The 18,243-nt window shown below is 42.5% G+C and carries 16 protein-coding genes; 4 read left to right on the top strand and 12 right to left on the bottom strand.

From position 1 onward, the window contains the following. Positions 1–50: 50 nt before the first annotated feature. The 7 genes from ACL6C3_RS27715 to ACL6C3_RS27685 all read right to left on the bottom strand — a co-directional run bounded on the left by ACL6C3_RS27715 (position 51) and on the right by ACL6C3_RS27685 (position 7,777). Positions 51–500 (bottom strand): NUDIX hydrolase, encoded by a 450-nt coding sequence (locus tag ACL6C3_RS27715; RefSeq protein WP_413163003.1) that lies wholly within the window; start codon positions 498–500, stop codon positions 51–53. Between the two features lie 88 nt (positions 501–588). After that, positions 589–804: a hypothetical protein gene (locus tag ACL6C3_RS27710; RefSeq protein WP_046282417.1), complete on the bottom strand. Its 216-nt coding sequence runs from the start codon at positions 802–804 to the stop codon at positions 589–591. Then, a complete protein-coding gene (locus ACL6C3_RS27705; RefSeq protein ID WP_413163002.1) occupies positions 779–1,087 on the bottom strand; it encodes a type II toxin-antitoxin system HigB family toxin in 309 nt (102 codons plus the stop codon). Before ACL6C3_RS27705 ends, ACL6C3_RS27710 begins: the two co-directional genes overlap by 26 nt. A 259-nt stretch (positions 1,088–1,346) precedes the next feature. Then, positions 1,347–3,581, bottom strand: coding sequence for a CHASE2 domain-containing protein (locus ACL6C3_RS27700; protein ID WP_413163000.1), 2,235 nt, complete (start codon positions 3,579–3,581; stop codon positions 1,347–1,349). A gap of 11 nt (positions 3,582–3,592) precedes the next feature. Then, positions 3,593–4,378, bottom strand: a complete 786-nt coding sequence (locus ACL6C3_RS27695; RefSeq protein WP_413162998.1) for a DUF928 domain-containing protein — start codon at positions 4,376–4,378, stop codon at positions 3,593–3,595. A gap of 320 nt (positions 4,379–4,698) precedes the next feature. After that, positions 4,699–5,037, bottom strand: a complete 339-nt coding sequence (locus tag ACL6C3_RS27690) for a hypothetical protein (RefSeq protein WP_413162997.1) — start codon at positions 5,035–5,037, stop codon at positions 4,699–4,701. Between the two features lie 310 nt (positions 5,038–5,347). Continuing rightward, the gene (locus ACL6C3_RS27685) at positions 5,348–7,777 is read right to left on the bottom strand and encodes a protein kinase domain-containing protein (protein WP_413162996.1); all 2,430 of its coding nucleotides are present in this window, start codon (positions 7,775–7,777) and stop codon (positions 5,348–5,350) included. 127 nt (positions 7,778–7,904) lie between these two features. Between ACL6C3_RS27685 and ACL6C3_RS27680 the strand changes: the two genes are divergently transcribed. Further along, a complete protein-coding gene (locus tag ACL6C3_RS27680) occupies positions 7,905–8,126 on the top strand; it encodes a hypothetical protein (RefSeq protein ID WP_413162994.1) in 222 nt (73 codons plus the stop codon). Positions 8,127–8,280: 154 nt separating this feature from the next. On the opposite strand, the gene ACL6C3_RS27675 is transcribed toward ACL6C3_RS27680, so the two are convergent. Continuing rightward, on the bottom strand, positions 8,281–9,624 hold the full coding sequence (locus ACL6C3_RS27675) for an NAD(P)/FAD-dependent oxidoreductase (RefSeq protein WP_413162992.1): 1,344 nt from the start codon (positions 9,622–9,624) through the stop codon (positions 8,281–8,283). A gap of 775 nt (positions 9,625–10,399) precedes the next feature. Between ACL6C3_RS27675 and ACL6C3_RS27670 the strand changes: the two genes are divergently transcribed. Then, entirely contained in the window at positions 10,400–11,020 is a 621-nt protein-coding gene (locus ACL6C3_RS27670) for a PEP-CTERM sorting domain-containing protein (RefSeq protein WP_413162990.1), read from the top strand. A 96-nt stretch (positions 11,021–11,116) separates the two neighbouring features. On the opposite strand, the gene ACL6C3_RS27665 is transcribed toward ACL6C3_RS27670, so the two are convergent. Together ACL6C3_RS27665 and ACL6C3_RS27660 are read right to left on the bottom strand one after the other, a co-directional pair. After that, positions 11,117–12,526: a (Fe-S)-binding protein gene (locus tag ACL6C3_RS27665; RefSeq protein WP_413162988.1), complete on the bottom strand. Its 1,410-nt coding sequence runs from the start codon at positions 12,524–12,526 to the stop codon at positions 11,117–11,119. 57 nt (positions 12,527–12,583) lie between these two features. Next, complete coding sequence (locus ACL6C3_RS27660) at positions 12,584–13,918, bottom strand: FAD-binding oxidoreductase (RefSeq protein ID WP_413162987.1); 1,335 nt, start codon at positions 13,916–13,918, stop codon at positions 12,584–12,586. A gap of 206 nt (positions 13,919–14,124) precedes the next feature. Here ACL6C3_RS27660 and ACL6C3_RS27655 point away from each other — a divergent pair, with 206 nt between their 5' ends. After that, the gene (locus ACL6C3_RS27655) at positions 14,125–14,904 is read left to right on the top strand and encodes a DUF4079 domain-containing protein (protein WP_413162986.1); all 780 of its coding nucleotides are present in this window, start codon (positions 14,125–14,127) and stop codon (positions 14,902–14,904) included. Positions 14,905–15,177: 273 nt separating this feature from the next. Here ACL6C3_RS27655 and ACL6C3_RS27650 read toward each other — a convergent pair whose 3' ends face one another. After that, on the bottom strand, positions 15,178–16,905 hold the full coding sequence (locus tag ACL6C3_RS27650; RefSeq protein WP_413162985.1) for a mechanosensitive ion channel family protein: 1,728 nt from the start codon (positions 16,903–16,905) through the stop codon (positions 15,178–15,180). Positions 16,906–16,972: 67 nt separating this feature from the next. Next, the gene (locus tag ACL6C3_RS27645; protein ID WP_413162984.1) at positions 16,973–17,335 is read right to left on the bottom strand and encodes a DUF4864 domain-containing protein; all 363 of its coding nucleotides are present in this window, start codon (positions 17,333–17,335) and stop codon (positions 16,973–16,975) included. Between the two features lie 176 nt (positions 17,336–17,511). Here ACL6C3_RS27645 and ACL6C3_RS27640 point away from each other — a divergent pair, with 176 nt between their 5' ends. Further along, positions 17,512–18,156 carry a histidine phosphatase family protein gene (locus tag ACL6C3_RS27640; protein WP_413162983.1) on the top strand — a complete coding sequence of 215 codons (645 nt, stop codon included), beginning with the start codon at positions 17,512–17,514 and terminating at the stop codon, positions 18,154–18,156. Positions 18,157–18,243: the final 87 nt, after the last annotated feature.

Raw genomic sequence — 18,243 nt, 5'->3', positions numbered from 1 at the left:
AGGGGTCGGGATCAAGGCTTGCTTGGGGGGATAAAGAAAATAATGGGAGATCAATAATTGTGAGATAAAATTCGGGTTAAAAGTCTTTTATGTTCCTCAACAATATTGTCGGGAATGGTATCAAAAACTTGTATTTTTTCCCCTTCTTCGTTATAATCAGGGAGGGGAGAATTGGGCGTACATAAAAACACCAATCCCACTGACCAACCAAAACCCCGTTCTTTTTCTTCACTCGCATATTCTAGATAATCAATAAATTTTTGTTTTGTGACTTCAATACTCAATTCTTCTCTAGCGATGCGTTGAATAGCATCCTCAATATATTCTTTATAAAAAACCGTACCCCCCGGAAGATGCCAAAGATTATTCCAAGACGCATCTTTTCTCAAAATCAGAACAATTCCGTTTTCCGTTTGTACAACCACTTCAACAACCAGTCGCGGAACTTGCGAATAAATCGCTTTAAATTCTTCGTAAGAAAAGGGTTTTTGACGAGCCATTTAAGATTTTACCTCAAAACATTATACTATTTCTTATTCGCTTAATTCAAGAATGAGTTGACTTAAAGTAGGCTTACTGATAGTAATTTCAAAAGGATTCGGTTTGTTCTTCATAGTCGTAGATGGTCAGACCGAGAATTTTTAGATAGGCGCGATCATCGGAGTTTAATTGGGGCTTGTCTAAAATTTTGTTAATTTGTGCTTGCGTGGCTTGGTATTCAAGTTCATTGGTTATCGGGCGAGGGGGAAATGCGGTAATGAGTTCTAAATAATAAGGGCTAGGAGTCTTTAAACCACTCGTCATTTTTCCATTTCTCCTTGCTATATTCTGCGTGGGTCAGAACTGAGCGAATAAACACCATTCTATACTCATAATCAATGTATGCGATGAGACGATAGCGGTTGCCAGCTATATTGAAGACTGTAAAGTTCTCAACAATATCTGCGGAGGGAAAAATTTGCTGTAGTTCATTCAATGAGGCAAATTGACTGGCGGTAATACGTTGATACCAAAGCAACAGAGGAGACTGGGCATCAGCGTGTTTTTCCCAGAATTTCCGCAATGCTTTACGACTAATGACTCTCATTGATTAAACCACGATTTCTCAAATCTTCCAGCTACCACCTTGCTCACCATTATTTAAAAGATTTCTGCTCTGCCAGAATTAACCCCCTTTCATCTTTTTTGTATAAATCCCCGGTGATAAACTGACTAAAACCTTCCTAACCTTCTTTTCATTTTATCTGTTTATCGGGCAGAAAGATCAAAATTTAACACTTTGTAAAATTACCCCCTGATAACAAATAACTGCTTTAGCATTTGTTGGTGATTTTTATCTACAGACTCTAAACTTTAATTGACTTATAAACTTCATCGAGTTTTGCTTCAACTGCGGGAGGTTTGGAGGTAAAACGAATATAAAACTTTCCATTTTCTATCGGTTTTTCTAACACTTTAGCATAAATATCTTCGCGGAGTTCTGGCAATTCTGATTTCAAGTTTAATTTAATATTGGTTAACATCGTGGGTAAGGCATCACTCCCTTCTACAGCCAAAATTAACGCGCCTTTATTGGAAAGTTCTAAAATTTCACCGGGAAATAAATTTTCGCCGACGTGTTTTCCTTCTAAAATTGTATATTGTAGCGGAATAGATTCAGACAGAGGATAAAAGATTTCTTCTTCTTTGTGAACAAATAGATTATATTTATCGCGAATTCCGCTGACTTCATAAATGGTAATTGGACGTTTAACGCCTTTCGGTTGAACTAATTTATGATTGTCGATTTCGATAATATTTTCTCCCGCTTCTTTTAACGTGGTTTCCGAAATAATAATTTGTCCGCCGGTGGTATAAGATTCGATGCGATAAGTCAGATTAACTTGACTTCCCACAACCCCGTATTTTGTGCGTTTTTCCGAACCCAAATTCCCAACAACGACTTCCCCGGTATTAATCCCAATTCCCATTTCCAACGCATTCAAATCCCAGGCTTCGATTTGTTTATTGACTTCAACCATTGCCAATTGCATCGCCACCGCACAAGCAATCGCCCGTTTTGCATCGTCGGGGCGTTTAGTCGGGGCGCCAAATAACACCAAAATTCCATCGCCCATAAATTCATCAATCGTCCCCCGATACTCGGTAATTACATCCGCCATTTTTGACAGATAAAAATTGAGAACTTTAATAACTTCTTCCGGCGATAACCGTTCAGAAAGGGCGGTAAATCCTCTCAAATCAGAGGTTAAAATCGTGATGCTGCGACGTTCACCGCCCAACCGCAAACCCGCCGGACTTTCTAACAGCGTGGAAACAATTTCATCGGTGAGATAACGTCCAAAGGTTTTGCGAATTTCCGCCGCACTGCGGGCGACATAAGCGGTAATAGCCATTGCCGAACCCGACAACGCTAAAAAAGGCGGAACAACCGGAATCCACCACCCCATTAAAAAGCCGAGATAAGTGCTTGAAAATAAGACTCCGGTCGCCAAAATAAAAAATCCAATTTCTCGCAACAAAAACCGCTTAACATTGCGGGATGAACGCAATTTCCAGGTTAAACTCGCGCCAATCGCTGACCAGATCAAAATCCACTGCCATTCTATCAGTTCCGACCAAGTTTTAATTAACGGGCGATTGTCTAAAGCTGCGCTAATAATTTGACTGGCAATATTCGCATGAATTTCAACACCGGGAAGACGTTGACGGGCGGCTAAAGTATGGGGAGTTGCGAATAAATCTTGAAAACTTTCACCAACCGATCCGATTAAAATAATCCGATCCCGTCCCCAATCTGCGGGAACTTTTCCTTCTAAAATATCACGATAGGGAACGGTTTCAAAGCTGCGTACAGGTCCCCGATAGTTGATAAAAACCTGATATCCTCCCGCATCCGCCCGGATATAACCGCCATCATTGGCTTCAAAAGGCTTAAAAATAATATTGCCAAATTTCCACCAATTATCGGTTCCTTCTATTACTTGAGGAGAAATTCCTTCCGCTTGTAAATACAGCATTGCCACGTACAAGGCAAAACTATAATAAGTATTTCCATCCGGATTATTTTGAACTAATAGCGCTCGTCGAACGGTATTATCGCGATCGACAATCAAATCATTCGCCCCCGTTTGTCCTTTGGCTTTTAATTCCGGTGGCGGCGAAACGCGCTGGCGAATTTTATCGCCAATTACCTTTTCTACACCGACAATATTCGGGGTAGATTGAAAAATTTCGACTAATTCTTCGTGACCCGGTTCAAAAGGTAAATCCCGATAAATATCTAATCCAATCGCCCTCGGTTGCATGGCGATCAATTTTTGCAATAAATCCGCATAAACCCCATCGGGAACGTATCCCTGACCGATATATTTCATGTCAGCTTCATCTAAGCCAACAATGACAATTCGTTCATCGCTGGGTTCAACCGGACGCAGACGCATATACTGGTCATAAACCGACCATTCTAACGGTTCTAAAATGCCCGTAAACCGCAGGAGAATGACGACAACCGCCATAGACGGGGTTGCGATCCAAACCCCCCGCCAATCCCATAAAAGCCGTTTACAAGCCGCCCACATTCGCTAAAACCTCAATTATTTTCGGGTTGGCTGGAACTCGGTTTTTCTTCAACTTCTTCGACACAACAAGGTGTCAGAGGTAGCGAAGCAATCATTCCATTGAGTCCTACCGATTCTAACAGTTGTTGCAATTCGGCGCTGTGTGATTCGCGCAACTGAGCTACTATCATTAGTGTATCTTGCCAAATTCGTTCTTGAGCATAAAGTTTGGCTTGTTCGAGGGGTTCTTTGGCGGCTTCTATTTTGGTTTTTAAATCTTCGCTGAGTTCGGTTCGTTTGATTTTTCCTTTTACGAATTCTACTTTGTTGGGGTCGCTTGTACTACACAATAAGGTAAATATCCATTCGTAGGTTTGACCGACTTCTAAGGATACGGTTTCGGGTAGGCTAATTTGTACAATTCCTGCTTTTTCCGGTAGGTCGAAGGTTTCGATATAGACATCGTTTCCGGCTTCATCAACCATTGTAAATTGTCCTTGTTGGGCTGTATTTTCAGGAACAAATACAAACAAGTCGGGATGGGGGGAAACGGTTTCGGTTTCAGTTTCGTTGGGGATTAAAGCGGTTAAAGGTATCTCCCCTTTTGTACAGATTGAACCGTCATCGTTTCCCCGTGTACCCCCACCGGCTGAGTCTTGCGCCCCTGCGCGTGTGGGTGCGGGTGGAAATTCTAGGCTAATTTGCATCTGGGGTTGTATCTTGGGGGAGTTTTGCGGGGGAATATTCGCTACACTCGCGACGGTGGGGGATAACAGTCCCGCAACCAGACCGAATAAGGGAAGTGCTTTCATCGTCATAATCATCATTTCTCCTCTGTTTCACCTTTTACTGATTTCAATCGGTTTCATCTAGATTACGGATTGTTTTGTTATGTAGATTAATATTGACGGACGAAAGTTGCATCTTTGGGAAAAGCCTTGTATCAATATCTCCCGCAAATGCTTGCATTGATTTGATTGTAGACCGAGATTAATCTTTTTTCATCTTCGCCGTGACTTGGTTTATTGAGGGTGAGTTGATCGAGGTCGATCAAAAACAGATATCAACTCAGATGGGTTGAGGGGTGCGCCCCACTGTTAAGGCTTGATTGCGATCGGTTACGTTATGGTTAGTCGCGCTATAAACTTGGCTCTCCCCCGTTCCTAAATTGTCTCATTAAATATTCCCAAATTCGTCGGCATTCCACTCGATTTTCATGGATTTCTGTTTGCATCCGTAACATATCACTTTGCATTTTTTGCATTGTGGTTAGGGTATTGATCACATCCATTTTTGTGGTTTCTCGATCTAAGCGGGCGACTTCAACTAAGGATTGAACGATCTGTTGTAACGTGGCGATCGCATTAACATGATCGTTTTGTTGTTGTTTAATTTGCTTGACTTCTACATCAAACAATTCGCTGAGGGCATCTATTTTATGATTGAGTTGTTCAAAACGTTCTTCGTAGCTATTCATCGATGTTATTATCCAGACTTGAGTAGAGTTATTCCCCTATTTATAGCAGTTACAGAGAAAGATGTCGCTATTGCCGATCGTTCTCAATCAACTCCGATAGGATAGTTTATACAGGAGTTTATGAGCTAGCATATCTAGTATATAACTCCTCCTCAATTTATTCAATCGCTGATTTTTATGGGTTCTAGCTAATGTTTTTATAATCCACTTCTGGGGAGATTTTTCCCAAGTTTTTAAAAATTTTTCGGGTGAATGTGGATTGAATTTAATTTGTTTTTATAGCAGTTTTTTTTGATGATTTTAATTAAAATTATTTAATCCAGAGTTTAATCGTCCGATCTTTACTTCCGCTGGCGATTGTTTTCCCATCCGGACTAAAGGTAACAGTATAAACTTCGTTGGTATGTCCGCTTAAAGTATTGAGTAATTCACCCGTTTCTATATTCCATATTTTTATCGTCCGATCTTTACTCGCACTCGCCACCAGTTGACCGTCAGGACTAACCGCAACCGATAAAATATCGCCCGTATGACCGGTTAATGTATTTAATAATCTTCCGGTATTTACATCCCAAATTCTCACCGTATCATCATAACCCCCGCTGACAACTTTTGTACTATCGGGAGTAAACGCAACCGATCGCACTTCATCGGTATGTCCTCGTAAAGTGTTTTCAACGATTCCAGTTTGTAAGTCCATAATATTAATTGTACTATCTTTGGAACCGCTAACTAATTTTGTCCCCCCGGTATTGAAAGCGACAGAATAAACAATATCGGTATGATCGATAAAATCGTACAAAATATATCCGGTTTGTCTGTCCCAAACTCGCACACTGCGATCGCCACTTCCGCTGGCTATTGTACGTTCATCGGGACTAAAAGCAACAGACCAAACCGTACCGAGATGTTCGAGGGGAACAAAAAGTTCGCCCGTTTCTAAACTCCATTCTAGGACTCGCCAATAAAAACTTCCTGCGGCGATCGCATCTCCATTGGGGCTAAAATCAACCGAAGTAATGGGAGATAAATCCCCGGCAAAATTTTGTAATAAAGCGCCGGTTCTCACATCCCAAACTTTCACGGTTTGATCGCGACTTCCGCTGACAATTGTCCGACCATCGGGACGAAAAGCCAGCGCACTAACAGACCCCAAATGTTGAGCAAAGTCTCGAACTTTTACCTGTCTCCAGTTTAAGGCATCGTTGCACTGTTGGAGGATTTTTTGAACTGCGGTATACTGGGTTGAACTTTCGGGTATTTTGGCGGCTTCATTAACACAAAGTTCATAGTTTCCCCGGTCTAAAATATTTTCAACTCGCGTTAATTGTTGTCGATCTAAAACCCGCTGTTGGGCTTGCATTTCTTTAGTTTGTTGCCATCTTTGATATTCAATAATTGCAAAAATAATCGCAATAATTGCCGCAATTATTGCCCCGATTAATATCCATAAACTCGACAAATTTCTAGAAATTCCCTGGCGATTTCTGCGACGATTTCTAGAAGGTTTAGCCGTAGTTTTTGGAGATTTTACCCTTGAAAACAGGCTCAAAATTTGCTCTCGAAGGGATAGGGGAAGAATCTGTTTTTCAATGAAAGCAACATCTTCATCGCTCAACCCTAAAACTTGTTGTAAGCGTTGTAGTTCTAAGCGAGTTTCCGGGGTAAAGGGATATTCTTGCTGCATGGATTCAATTAAGGCTTGTTCGTAACGTTCGCCTTTTTCCCGGTATTTTCGATAGGGGTTTAAAATCTCATCCTCAATACTTTCAGCTTCATCTTTGCTCAATTCTAAACTGAGGCGAAGTTCATCTAAAATTTTCCGTCCAACAATAGAAATATCGCCCCGATGGTTGGAACGTTGTTTAACTTCTTCTCGGTAAAGATTCTGTCTAGCCAGTAGAGTTTGAGAGTCTTCATCTAAGCGTCTTAAAGCGGCTAACGTTTCCCCGGCGGACTGATAACGTTTCTGGTAATCGTAGCGTACCATTTTATCAAGAATATCCCCGAGTTCCTGGCTGACAATTGCCAGATGTCTCCAGGCCAATTCATTGGTATTGGATTGGTTATTTTCCCGCAGTTTCCGCAGTTCAAAAATGGGAATTCCCGTTAACGCTTGAATCCCAATCATTCCCAAAGCGTAAATATCGCTGTTGAAATGAGGATTGCCATCAAACTGTTCAACGGGCATATATTCAATTGTACCAATGCGAGCGGTGGGGGGATTATGATGTTGATTCATGTTAATTTCTTTAACCGCCCCAAAATCAATTAAGACAATTTTTCCATCGGAGTTGCGGCGAATTAAATTCGTGGGTTTGAGATCTCGATGAATCACCCCGTGTCCGTGAACAAAGAGTAAAATTTCTAAAACTTCAATTAAAATTTTAATAACCGAGTCTTCAGGTAAAGGATGACCGGGTATAATCTCATGGGCGAGAGATTGACCGGAAACATAAGACTCAACCAGATAGAATTCTTTGCTTTCTTCAAAATAAGCTAAAAGCTGAGGAATGCGATCGTGTTGGGAAAGCTTTTCTAGGGTTTGTGCTTCTTGTTGAAAGCGGCGACGGGCGATGTTTACAAACTCAGGATCTTCAGCCACCAAATGCAAATGCTTGACAAAGCACAGCGACTCACCCGGACGCCGAGTATCTTTGGCGAGATAGGTTTTTCCTAACTCCGTTGACTCGATAACTTTGAGAATTTGATAACGCCCGTCTACAAGCTGGCCAATCATAGCAAGTCCTTGACCCTGTACTGATTGATTATACCGTGAGGGAGAAAACTCACCCGGTCAACTGAAAAATCAATCTTTCATTATAGATGGGGTGCAGGGGGAGATAGGGAGATAGGGAGATGGGGAGGTGGGGAGGTGGGGTGCAGGGGGAGAAACTGTTTACTGTAAACTGTTACCACTCTCTTGCGAACTTCGCTCTATGCACGAACTTCGCTCTATGCACGAACTTCGCTCTCGACGGAAGCCGCCAAGTCGCAAGGAACGCGCTCTCGACGGAAGCCGCCAAGTCGCAAGGAACGCGCTCTCGACGGAAGCCGCCAAGTCGCGAGTTCGCGCTGGTGACTGGTGACTGGTGACTGGTGACTGTAAAGACGTGCCATGATCGATGTGAACACAGCACGCCTTGTTGGTTGTCAGCAGTTGCAAACCCGGGTTTGTTGTCAGTCTTCTCGGGGAAATCTTAAAATTTCGTTGAGAAACTGCGTGAATAGGTGAGTTGGCTTTTAAGCTTGTACGGCAGATTCACGTTCAATGGACGTTTCTTCTGGGGAATTGCGATCGGTAATCAGTCGCGCTCCACCTTGGCGAGTAAAGTAACTCCATGCCCACTGAATCAATACCAGCAATTGGTTATCAAATTCAATCAAGAACAGAATGTGGACAAACACCCACATCATCCAGGCGGTAAAACCGGAGAACTTACCAAAAGTCAAGTTAGCAACGGCTTGATTTCGGCCAATCATGGCTAAGGTACCGTGATCGGAGTAGCGGAAAGGTGCCAATGTGCGGGCTTGTAAGCGTTGCTGAACGAGTTTAGCCACATAAACCCCTTCCTGTTGGGCGACAGGAGCCAACCCCGGTAAAGATTCATCCCCTTGATGGGAGAAGTTCGCCACATCTCCAATGACAAAGATATTGGGATGATCCCGAACGGTGAGGTTCGGTTCTACCAGAACTCGTCCAGAACGGTCTAAAGGAGCGCCGGTACGGTTGGCTAGAACTTCCGCCATCGGCGAGGCTTTGACGCCAGCGGCCCAAAGGATGGTAGTTGCACCAATGTATTCAATGTGATTATCTACCTTACATTTGACTGTAACCCCATGATCATCGATGTTCATGGCGCGTGCGTTGGTTCGCACGGTAACGCCCAAGCCTTCTAGTTCTTCTTTGGCTTTTTTGGAGAGATCTTCCGGGAAAGCCGGGAGAATGCGATCGGCGCCTTGTAACAGCAGTACGGTGGCTTCAGACGGATCGATGTTGTGGAAGCAATCTTTTAAGCCGTGATGGGCCATTTCTGCCAACGCTCCGGCCAATTCTACTCCCGTTGGCCCCGCACCGATCACGATAAAGGTTAACAAGGCTTTGCGTTTTTCGAGATCGGGTTCTTTCTCGGCTTTTTCAAAGGCTGAGAAGATTCTTCTGCGAATTTCTAGAGCTTCTTCAACGGTTTTGAGTCCGGGGGCGACCGGCGCCCAATTGTCGTTTCCAAAGTAGTGGTGTGTCACTCCCGTGGCGACAACGAGGGTATCGTAGCTGAGTTCACCGTCTTTAAGATACAGCTTATTTTCAGCCGGATCGAGATCGACAACTTCCCCCATTAAGACCTGAGTATTTTTGTTTTGACCGATGACACTCCGGATGGGAGAAGCGATATCACCAGGAGATAAATTTCCGGTTGCGACTTGATAAAGCAAGGGTTGGAATAAGTGATAATTGCGCTTATCAATCAGTGTGACTTTGATTGAGGAAGCACGTCCAAGTTCACGGGCGGCGTGTAGTCCGCCAAAGCCTCCACCAATAATGACAACATGATGAGGAGACTGGGTGGTAATACTGTCTAAAGACATGAAAATCCTCTCCTATGGGTTGACAAGGTAAATTGTTTGGGAAATGGGTTGGGTTGGAAGTTACAGCAATGGGTTTTGCTTGCGTTTACGTTTATTTTAGAATTCAATTCATTTATTTCTAGTAGTCTAGGATACTTATTTTTTAGGTGATTTTAAATACAGATTTGATTGACAAAATGTGGTTTTCTTGTAGGGATAAATTCGCCAAATGCTAGAAGCCTTGAATTGCAATTGAATTGATGAATTAACCGATTTTTTTTATTTTAATAAAGAATTTTATTGGGCTTGAATTCGACCTGAAAAACTTAATATTTTGAGCGAAAATACCTAAAAAATTTTTCCAAGTCTGGGGAAAAAACAATTTTTTTCACGATGTATCAGTTTCCTGTCGGTCTCCGGGAAAACTCGGTAGAATTGGCCCCCCTTTTGTAAAGCTGTCAGTAAAGACTCTGTAAAACCCCTAGACGAAGCGATCCCAGATGAGACAAGCTTGTAAGTAGGTCTGCTGAAGACTCGGCACTCGTTGGTTCACAAGCCGGTTTGAGATAAAAGGTGTTGGGTGTCAGGTCGGAGGTCACAGGCGAAGCGAAAATACTGTTGACCTCAAGGGATCTATCCCATGACATCTGCGTTGAGAAACCGAGTTTATACGCAAGTCCGGTTTAAATTGAAATCCTACCACTCTACGTCAGTTTCCGAGAACGTTCGGATAAAACCAGAGGTGCAGAAACAATATATTCCGTACAGTTTTACTCTCTATAGATAAGATAAAAAGATGAACATTCACTTAATTTCACGTTTCGCTGTCGCCGCTGTTGGTGCTGTTTTTACTTGCAGTCTCGTTGATGTTAACCCCGCTCAAGCCGCCAGCTTCAAAACCTTCAACTTTAACGGATTTGACGGAGAATATACCACTGTTCCTTCTTTCGATTTTACCATTGATGACCTCAGTTTGAACGTTACCGCGACCTCAGAAGATGGTCTGGGTCAAGTCCGAAGAACCGTTGGAGGATTGGGTGTTTTTGATGGTCTGGGTCGCGGACGGGAAATTGACGCCGCAGGAGGTCTTTTAGAAACTCTATTTTTAAACTTCGGTAAGAAAGTTAGTCTGGTTTCTGCGACTTTCGGCTACGTTGATGGCGACGATGCGTTTAATCTCTCTGTCGGCGATAATTCTCTGTTTAACGGCGAGGATATTCCCGACAGCAATATTTTTGATTTCACCAGCTTAGACTTAACTCAAACTACCGCTAAAACCTTCAGTTTCACCGCCAACGCCGGAAGCAGTTATTCTCTGCAAAGTATCACGGTTGCAGCAGTTCCCGAACCGACAACAATCTTCGGTTTAATGGCTGTTGGCGCTTTGGCTTCTGTTGGTCTCAAACGCAAGTCTTAAGTCGTCGGTCAAAATTTAATCCGTGATTTTTTTCGGTGAAGTTTCACCAAAACCCGGTTACTTAGAAAAACCGGGTTTTTTAATCGGAGTTAAAAGTTAACTGTTAATCTTTTCGCCCCGAATGGAATAATCTAATAATTCCATCGGATGTTTTAACGGTATTGATTCTCCTTTTAATTGTAAATGCTTGAGAATTTGCAGGGAACAACCGGGGTTTGCTGAAGCAATAAGTTGCGCCCCGGTATTCAATAAATTCTCGGCTTTTTGCTGTCCGAGTTCGTCGGCGATTTCCGGTTGCAACATATTATAAACCCCCGCACTTCCACAACACAACGCCGCATCGATGGGTTCCCGCAATTTTACACCCGGAATTTGTTGCAACAGTTGGCGGGGTTGTTGGCTGATTTTTTGTCCGTGTAACAGGTGACAAGCATCCTGATAAACGAGGGTTAATTCTCCATCGGTTAGGGGAGATAATGAAGCCGTTAAACCGACTTCTGCTAAAAATTCCTGCACGTCTTTGACTTTCGCCGAAAATGCTTTTGCTTTTTCCGCATATTCGGGGTCATCTTGCAACATATGACCGTATTCTTTTAAGGTATGACCGCAACCTGCCGCATTTATTATAACAGCATCAACGCCCGTTTGTTCAAAACTATCGATCATTTGTTTTGCCAAACTGTGGGCTTGATTTGTTTGACCTTGATGTTCGGGTAACGCCGCACAACAGCCCTGACTTTGAGGAATAACCACTTCGCAACCGTTGGCGGTTAAAACGCGCACGGTGGCTTCATTAACGCCGGAGAAAAATAACCGTTGGACGCAACCTAAAATGACTCCGACTCGATAGCGTTTTTCGCCTTTTGCGGGGATAACGGTGGGGAAATTGTCTTGAAAAGATTTAACGGTAATTTCCGGTAAAATTGATTCCATCGCTCCCAAACGGGGCAATATTTTCGGGAGTAAACCGGTTGCACGGACTAACTTTTGAACGCCCAGTTTTTGATAGAGAAATAATGGCGCTAAAAATACCCGCAAACGGTTGGGATAGGGAAAGAGATTAAAGATTAACAAACGCAGTAAGCGATCGCCCAAATTTCGGGGTACATTTCGCTCTACTTGCGGCCGGGTTGATGCGATTAGTTTATCATATTGCACCCCAGAAGGGCAAGTCGAAACGCAGGCTAAACATCCCAAACAGGTATCAAAATGTTCTGCGGTTGAAGGCGTCAGAGGGGCGTCGGAATTGTTGATCGCATCCATTAAATAAATTCGCCCTCGGGGAGAGTCCATTTCTTTTCCAATGACGCGATAACTCGGACAAGTTGCCAAACAAAATCCGCAGTGAACGCAGGTATTAATTAAGTTGGGATCGGGGGGATTTTTGGAGTCAAAACCGGGAAGTTCTGCGGTTGAGTTGAGGTGGGGATTTTGGGCGAGAAAGTTGCTTTCTTTGGCGGGTATTTTGTCCGGGGTTTGTTCTCTCGGCTGTTCGGAGGTTTGCATGGTTTATTTGAAGGTTTTTTGAACTGAATTTAAAAAAATTGGAAATCTAAAACGGTTCTAAATTTCCCCTACAAAACGATGAGGACTGAATAAATTTTCGGGGTCAAACTGCTTTTTTATTCGACGCATTAATTCTAGCGCGTTTCCGTTGTATCCCCAAACGTCTAATTGTTGTTTGACTGGGGTGGGTGCGTCTAAAATTGACAGAAAACCGCCTTTGGTATTGCACCAGTTTCGCAGTTTTAACAGGTGTTCGGAATTAACGCTTTCCCAGCGTAACACACCCAAACCGACTCCGGCATGAATTACGCCTAATCCTTGACATTGACTCAGGGTAGCAACGGCTTCGGTGGGGGTTACTCCGATTTTACAAATCATTTTTGTTTCTTCGCCCGGTTGCCAAATGAATTGTTTTAATTGGTGCCATAAGTTATCATCATTTTGGCTGTGAATTTCACCGTTTAAGCCCAATTTTTCGCCAACTTCTAATAAACGGGTTGCTTGTTGGTTGACACTTTCGGGCAAACTTTGAAAGCAAACGATTAGCCCCATTTCGGCGTTTTTGTTGAGTTTTTCTAACAGTTGAGATGAGAGTAAATCAACGGCGACGGGCGTTAACGCTGAGGATAATAAGGTTTGGGTTGCTGTCGCTATCGCTTGTTTTTCTCCGGTTAAAAGTACGGTTTGGGAAGCCTGAGAAACGGGATAAACTCGCCATGTTACCTGAGAAATAATTCCCAACGTTCCGTAAGAACCGGTGAATAATTTCATTAAATCATATCCGGCGACATTTTTAACCACACGCCCCCCCGCTTTGGCGATTTTACCATCGCAACGAACGAAAGAAATTCCGAGTATTTGATCGCGGACTCCTCGATAACGCTGTCGGAGTGAACCTGTATCGCCGGTTGCTACAATTCCGCCCACAGTTGCGGTTTCGGAATAGGTCGGATCGAGGGCGAGAAATTGACCTTTTTCTGCTAGAATTTGTTGTAATTGAGCAAAAGGCATCCCCGCTTCAACGGTAACGGTTAAGTCACCAACGGCGTGTTCAATCAGTTGATTTAAACGTTCGGTACTGATGATTAAGTTAACGTTTTTTACCAATCCTCCCCAATGCAATTTACTCCCTTTTCCACAGGGAAGAATACCGAGTTGATGCTGTTTTGCATAAGTAATAACCTCTGCAAGTTCGGCTTGAGTGTTGGGATAAATGATAGAATTGACGGTTGTTTCGGGTGCAATACTGCGGAAAATCCGGTTTTGATCGTTCGGATCAATTTCACTACAGTCAGAAATTCCTGACTCGCCGACAATTGCTTCTAATTGCCGATAATGTTCGCGACTCAAAGGTGAGGTTGGGTTGTGATTAGCAGTTGAAATTAGGTTCATTTAGAGAGGTAATCTATCACGGCGATCGGAAATTGAGATATTTCTATTTTAGAACGACTGCGATCGCATCGAAACAAAGTTGAGGAAATCCGGATCGACTTTTTAACGATAAACCATCTGGGGCTAGGCTTTCTCAGGAAAAAATCATTTAAAGTTGAGCGATTTTATTTAAACTATTGAGTAAACATCATGTTGGGGAGATCTTGATGAACCTAGTCGATACTCTGGCATTAGTGCATCCGGCGCTTGCGGTTGGCGTTGTTTTTCCGATTATTGGAATGGCCGTTAGTCGGGCTTGGCAAACTCGTCAGCGACGCATCGAAACTCAAGAAAAGAAGGAAAAAAGTAAAATTCCTCCCATTGTGGGACGGGAACATTTAGAAGTTGGCTACTGGTTAACCGGGACTGTGGTGGGAATTACGTTAATTGCCCTTGCCTATTCGATTTATTTTAAGGGTGTTTTTCAGGAATTAACCCCGGAAAAAACCCCGCAGGCGATTTTTATTGTGTTGATTTTTGCCGCGACTATTGCTTCTTTAGTTTTTCTGTACAAAGCCAAACCCAGTCAGCGATTATGGCGGGGAGTTTTTGCCACCTTAACGGGGATGGGATTGGTGCTTTTAGGCTGTCAGGAGGGCGTTTTTAGACGGGGCTATGAATGGTATGTTTCGCACTACTATTTTGGCATAGCTGCGGCTTTATTAATGGTGATTTCTTTGGCAATTGTGCCGGAGATTTATAAAGATAAAAAATGGCGGGTTGCACACACGGCGTTAAATTGTATTGCTGTGTTGTTGTTTTTTGCTCAGGGAATGACAGGGGCGCGAGATTTATTAGAAATTCCGTTAACTTGGCAAAAACCCTATCTTTATCAGTGCGACTGGAATAACCAAACTTGTCCGTTTGAAACGTCCCGTCGTTTGCAACTTTTTCCGACTCAAGCGGTTAATTTGAGCCAAGATGAAGTAAATATTCGTCCGCAGTAAGTTCTAGGGGCGCTGTTGTTTGCGCCCCTAGAAATGGATCGATGTTATTCTAAATGTTGTCAAATATTAGTGGAGATGGGGCGGGTTTAGTTCAATTTTTTACGAGTATTCGATATCGGCGCGGAACCCGTCCTTACATTTCTAAATGTTGTCAAATATTAGCGGAGATGGGGCGGGTTCATCTGGGATATTGATGACTACTCCGAGATTGAATTAAACCCGCCCCGCAACCCTAAGAAAATTAATCAACCGGATATCATATCATTTAATACATTAAATCTTTTCAGAATCGAGATCAGTTTTATGAGAATCACCGTTGTTGCTGCCATTATTTTGTTGTTTATAAAGCTGCATCAACAAGTCTTTTAATTCGGAAGATAGCTCGATAGGAAGACTTCCCCGAACGTGTAAATCCCGTTGAGGAAACGGAATTTCAATATTTCGGAGTCGAAATATCGCCTCAATTTGATAATACAAATTGCTCTTAATAATCACATTTCGACTCGGTTGAGAAATCCAAATTCTCAGTTCAAAATCGAGAGAACTTTCCCCAAATCCTTTAAATAAAACTTGCGGGGAAGGCATGGCTAAAATATCAGGATTTGCTTTAGCAACATCTAATAAAGATTGTCGTACCATCTCAATATTAGAACCGTAAGCGACACCTACAGGAAGCCTTAAACCGGAAACCGGATGATCGTGATCCCAGTTAATTAATTCCATTTCTAAAAAGCGGGAATTGGGAACAATAATAGAAATCATATCCAAGGTTTTAATCACGGTACTGCGGGCGCCAACTCGTTCAACAATTCCTTGATATTCTCCAATTTCAACAAAGTCTCCGACTTGAATTGGACGTTCAAATAAGAGTACAATTCCGCTCCCGAAGTTTTTGGCAATATCTTGAAAACCAAAGCCAATCCCAACACCCAACGCACTGGCGAGAATGGTTAACGAACTTAAATCCAATCCCCACACTTGTAGCAGAACAATTCCCCCTATAAATATTAAACAATACCGGATAATGATCGCAATAACTTCTTGAGCGCCTCGATTAATTCCGGTTACATTTAAAATCCGCGTTTGTAATAGATCACTAACGATTTTTGCTAAAACAATTAAAGCCCACAATAAACCCAATAAGAATAAAATATCGGGAATAGAATAGGCTTGATCTGCTAGGGTTATTATATCTGCGGTTAAGGTCGAAAATAATGTTCTTGTTACCTCAAAACTCAGACGTCGAGTAAAGGGAAATTGATTGGCAACATATAAAATTGTAGCTGTCCAAATTCCAACTCTCACACTGGTTAGGGTCAAAGAAAATAACAGTTCGAGGCTGTGATGATATTTAATTTTTTGCGCTTCTTCATTTTGTTGTTCGGGGATAAATCTTTTTAAAAATTTTCGCAGAGAATTATTCCAAAATTTACCTAAACTCCAGTGACAAAAAACAGCCAAAGCTAGAATAAAACACGAGCGAATAAAAGCAGATTGTAAAAACATCAGGCTGCGTTCTTTCTGGGCTTGAGATAGGGAATTTTCTAGTTCCTGTACCCAAATCTGGGCTTGTTCTTGCTGAGTATTTCCGGTTTGGGAATCTCGTTCGGTTACGGTTAGTAAATAGTTATCATTCAGCCAAATTGTCGGTAAATCATTACTTCCTTTTATTTCTACTTTAATGGGTTCGGATGAAGAAACGACTCCCTGTAATTTGGAATTAATAATATCAGCCCGATCTTGAGCCGTATAATCCCCCGAATTACTGACCTTAAATAATCGTCTACCATCGAGGGTAACGGGCGCCGTATTTTGCTTGAAATCTTGTGCTATATTGTCTTGAGCCGATACGGGATGCAAAAACAAGAAGCTGCTGACAATGAAAATAAAAATGAAAACAAATCCGAGGAAAAAAACTTTTTTGAATTCGCGCAAGTGAACGGGTAAACTTGGATTTAGGGATTGAATGTTTTTCCAAGCTTTGTTAAAGATTTTCATCATTTTTTTACTAAGTATCGGCAATAAATTAACCTGGTTTTTAGAGGTTATTTCAATTTTAACAATGAATTTATATCAGTTTACTTTCTACAGAAACCAGATAACAGCCATCAATTCGCCAACTTCCATTCTTGTACTGTTCCATCATATAAACGGCTCTAACCGGATTTCCATCTGGCGCCAGTAACAGCACAGGTTGAGTTGGAATACCTTGTAAAACAACCGTATCTTCAAAAACCACAGAGCGAGGACGATAAACCGCCAGATATCCTGTTTTAACCATTTGCAGAAATTGCTCCGGTGTGCCGAATTTTGCTTGAATCTCTGGACTCGCAAACGCAAACGCGCCTACCGCATCATCTCGCTGAAAAGCTTCAAGTTGACGCTCAATCACAGAACGGATCTCATGGCGATCGCGATCGGTAATTTTCATAACTTACGTGTTAATTTATACAGCTAATGAACAACGAAGCCCAAAAGGGAATAACCCCAGTTAGAAAGGATTTCCCTTCAATCAAATTATAAAGATAATATTGCCGATCTTACCCGATCGCTTCAGACAAAAACCATTTATCTTATTAAGGGAAATTTTAATCATAGCGCTCACCCATGACTCAAACGGTTTGGATAGCCAGACACGGAAATCGGATCGATTTTGTTAACCCCGAATGGTTTAACACCGCACAACGACCCTATGACCCCCATCTCTCCGATGATGGTTTTGTTCAAGCCCAACAATTGGCGAACCGCTTAGTCGGAGAAGGGATTACTCATATTTTCTCCTCTCCTTTCCTGCGAACCGTACAAACCGCCAATGCGATCGCCGAAACTCTCGATCTCCCTTTGAAACTAAATTGGGGTTTGGGTGAATGGTTAAATTCTGAGTGGATGTCCGCCTATCCAGAAACCCTAGCCCCGGAAATCTTAGCACAAAAGTTTCCGAGAATAGACCTGTCTTTTCCCATCGGTGAAGCTCGTTATCCCGAAACTTGGGAAGATTGTCTTCATCGTACCGCTAAAACCGCTCAAAGTCTAGTTGCTGCTTTTGGTGATGATGATTTGTTGTTTGTCGGTCATGGCGCTTCTGTTGTCGGTACGGCTATGGGTCTGGTTCCCACTTTAACAGAAACAGACATTCACGCTTCTCTTTGTTGTTTGGTGAAATTAGTTCGCCACGACACCGAATGGATCGTTGAACTTTATGGGGATGTTTCCCATCTCGAACAGACTGAAAAAGTGGTTCGATTTAACTAATATCTCCCCCGATTTCATCGAGTTCGCGATCGCTCGGACAACAACACAATTAACTTATTGTTTGTTGCGATTGAATAATTTAATCTA

This window comes from Capilliphycus salinus ALCB114379, from assembly GCF_047276495.1.
Lineage (GTDB): Bacteria > Cyanobacteriota > Cyanobacteriia > Cyanobacteriales > Microcoleaceae > Capilliphycus > Capilliphycus salinus.
The sequence above is the reverse complement of the archived record's forward strand: the minus strand, read 5'-3'. Positions and strand labels throughout refer to the sequence as shown.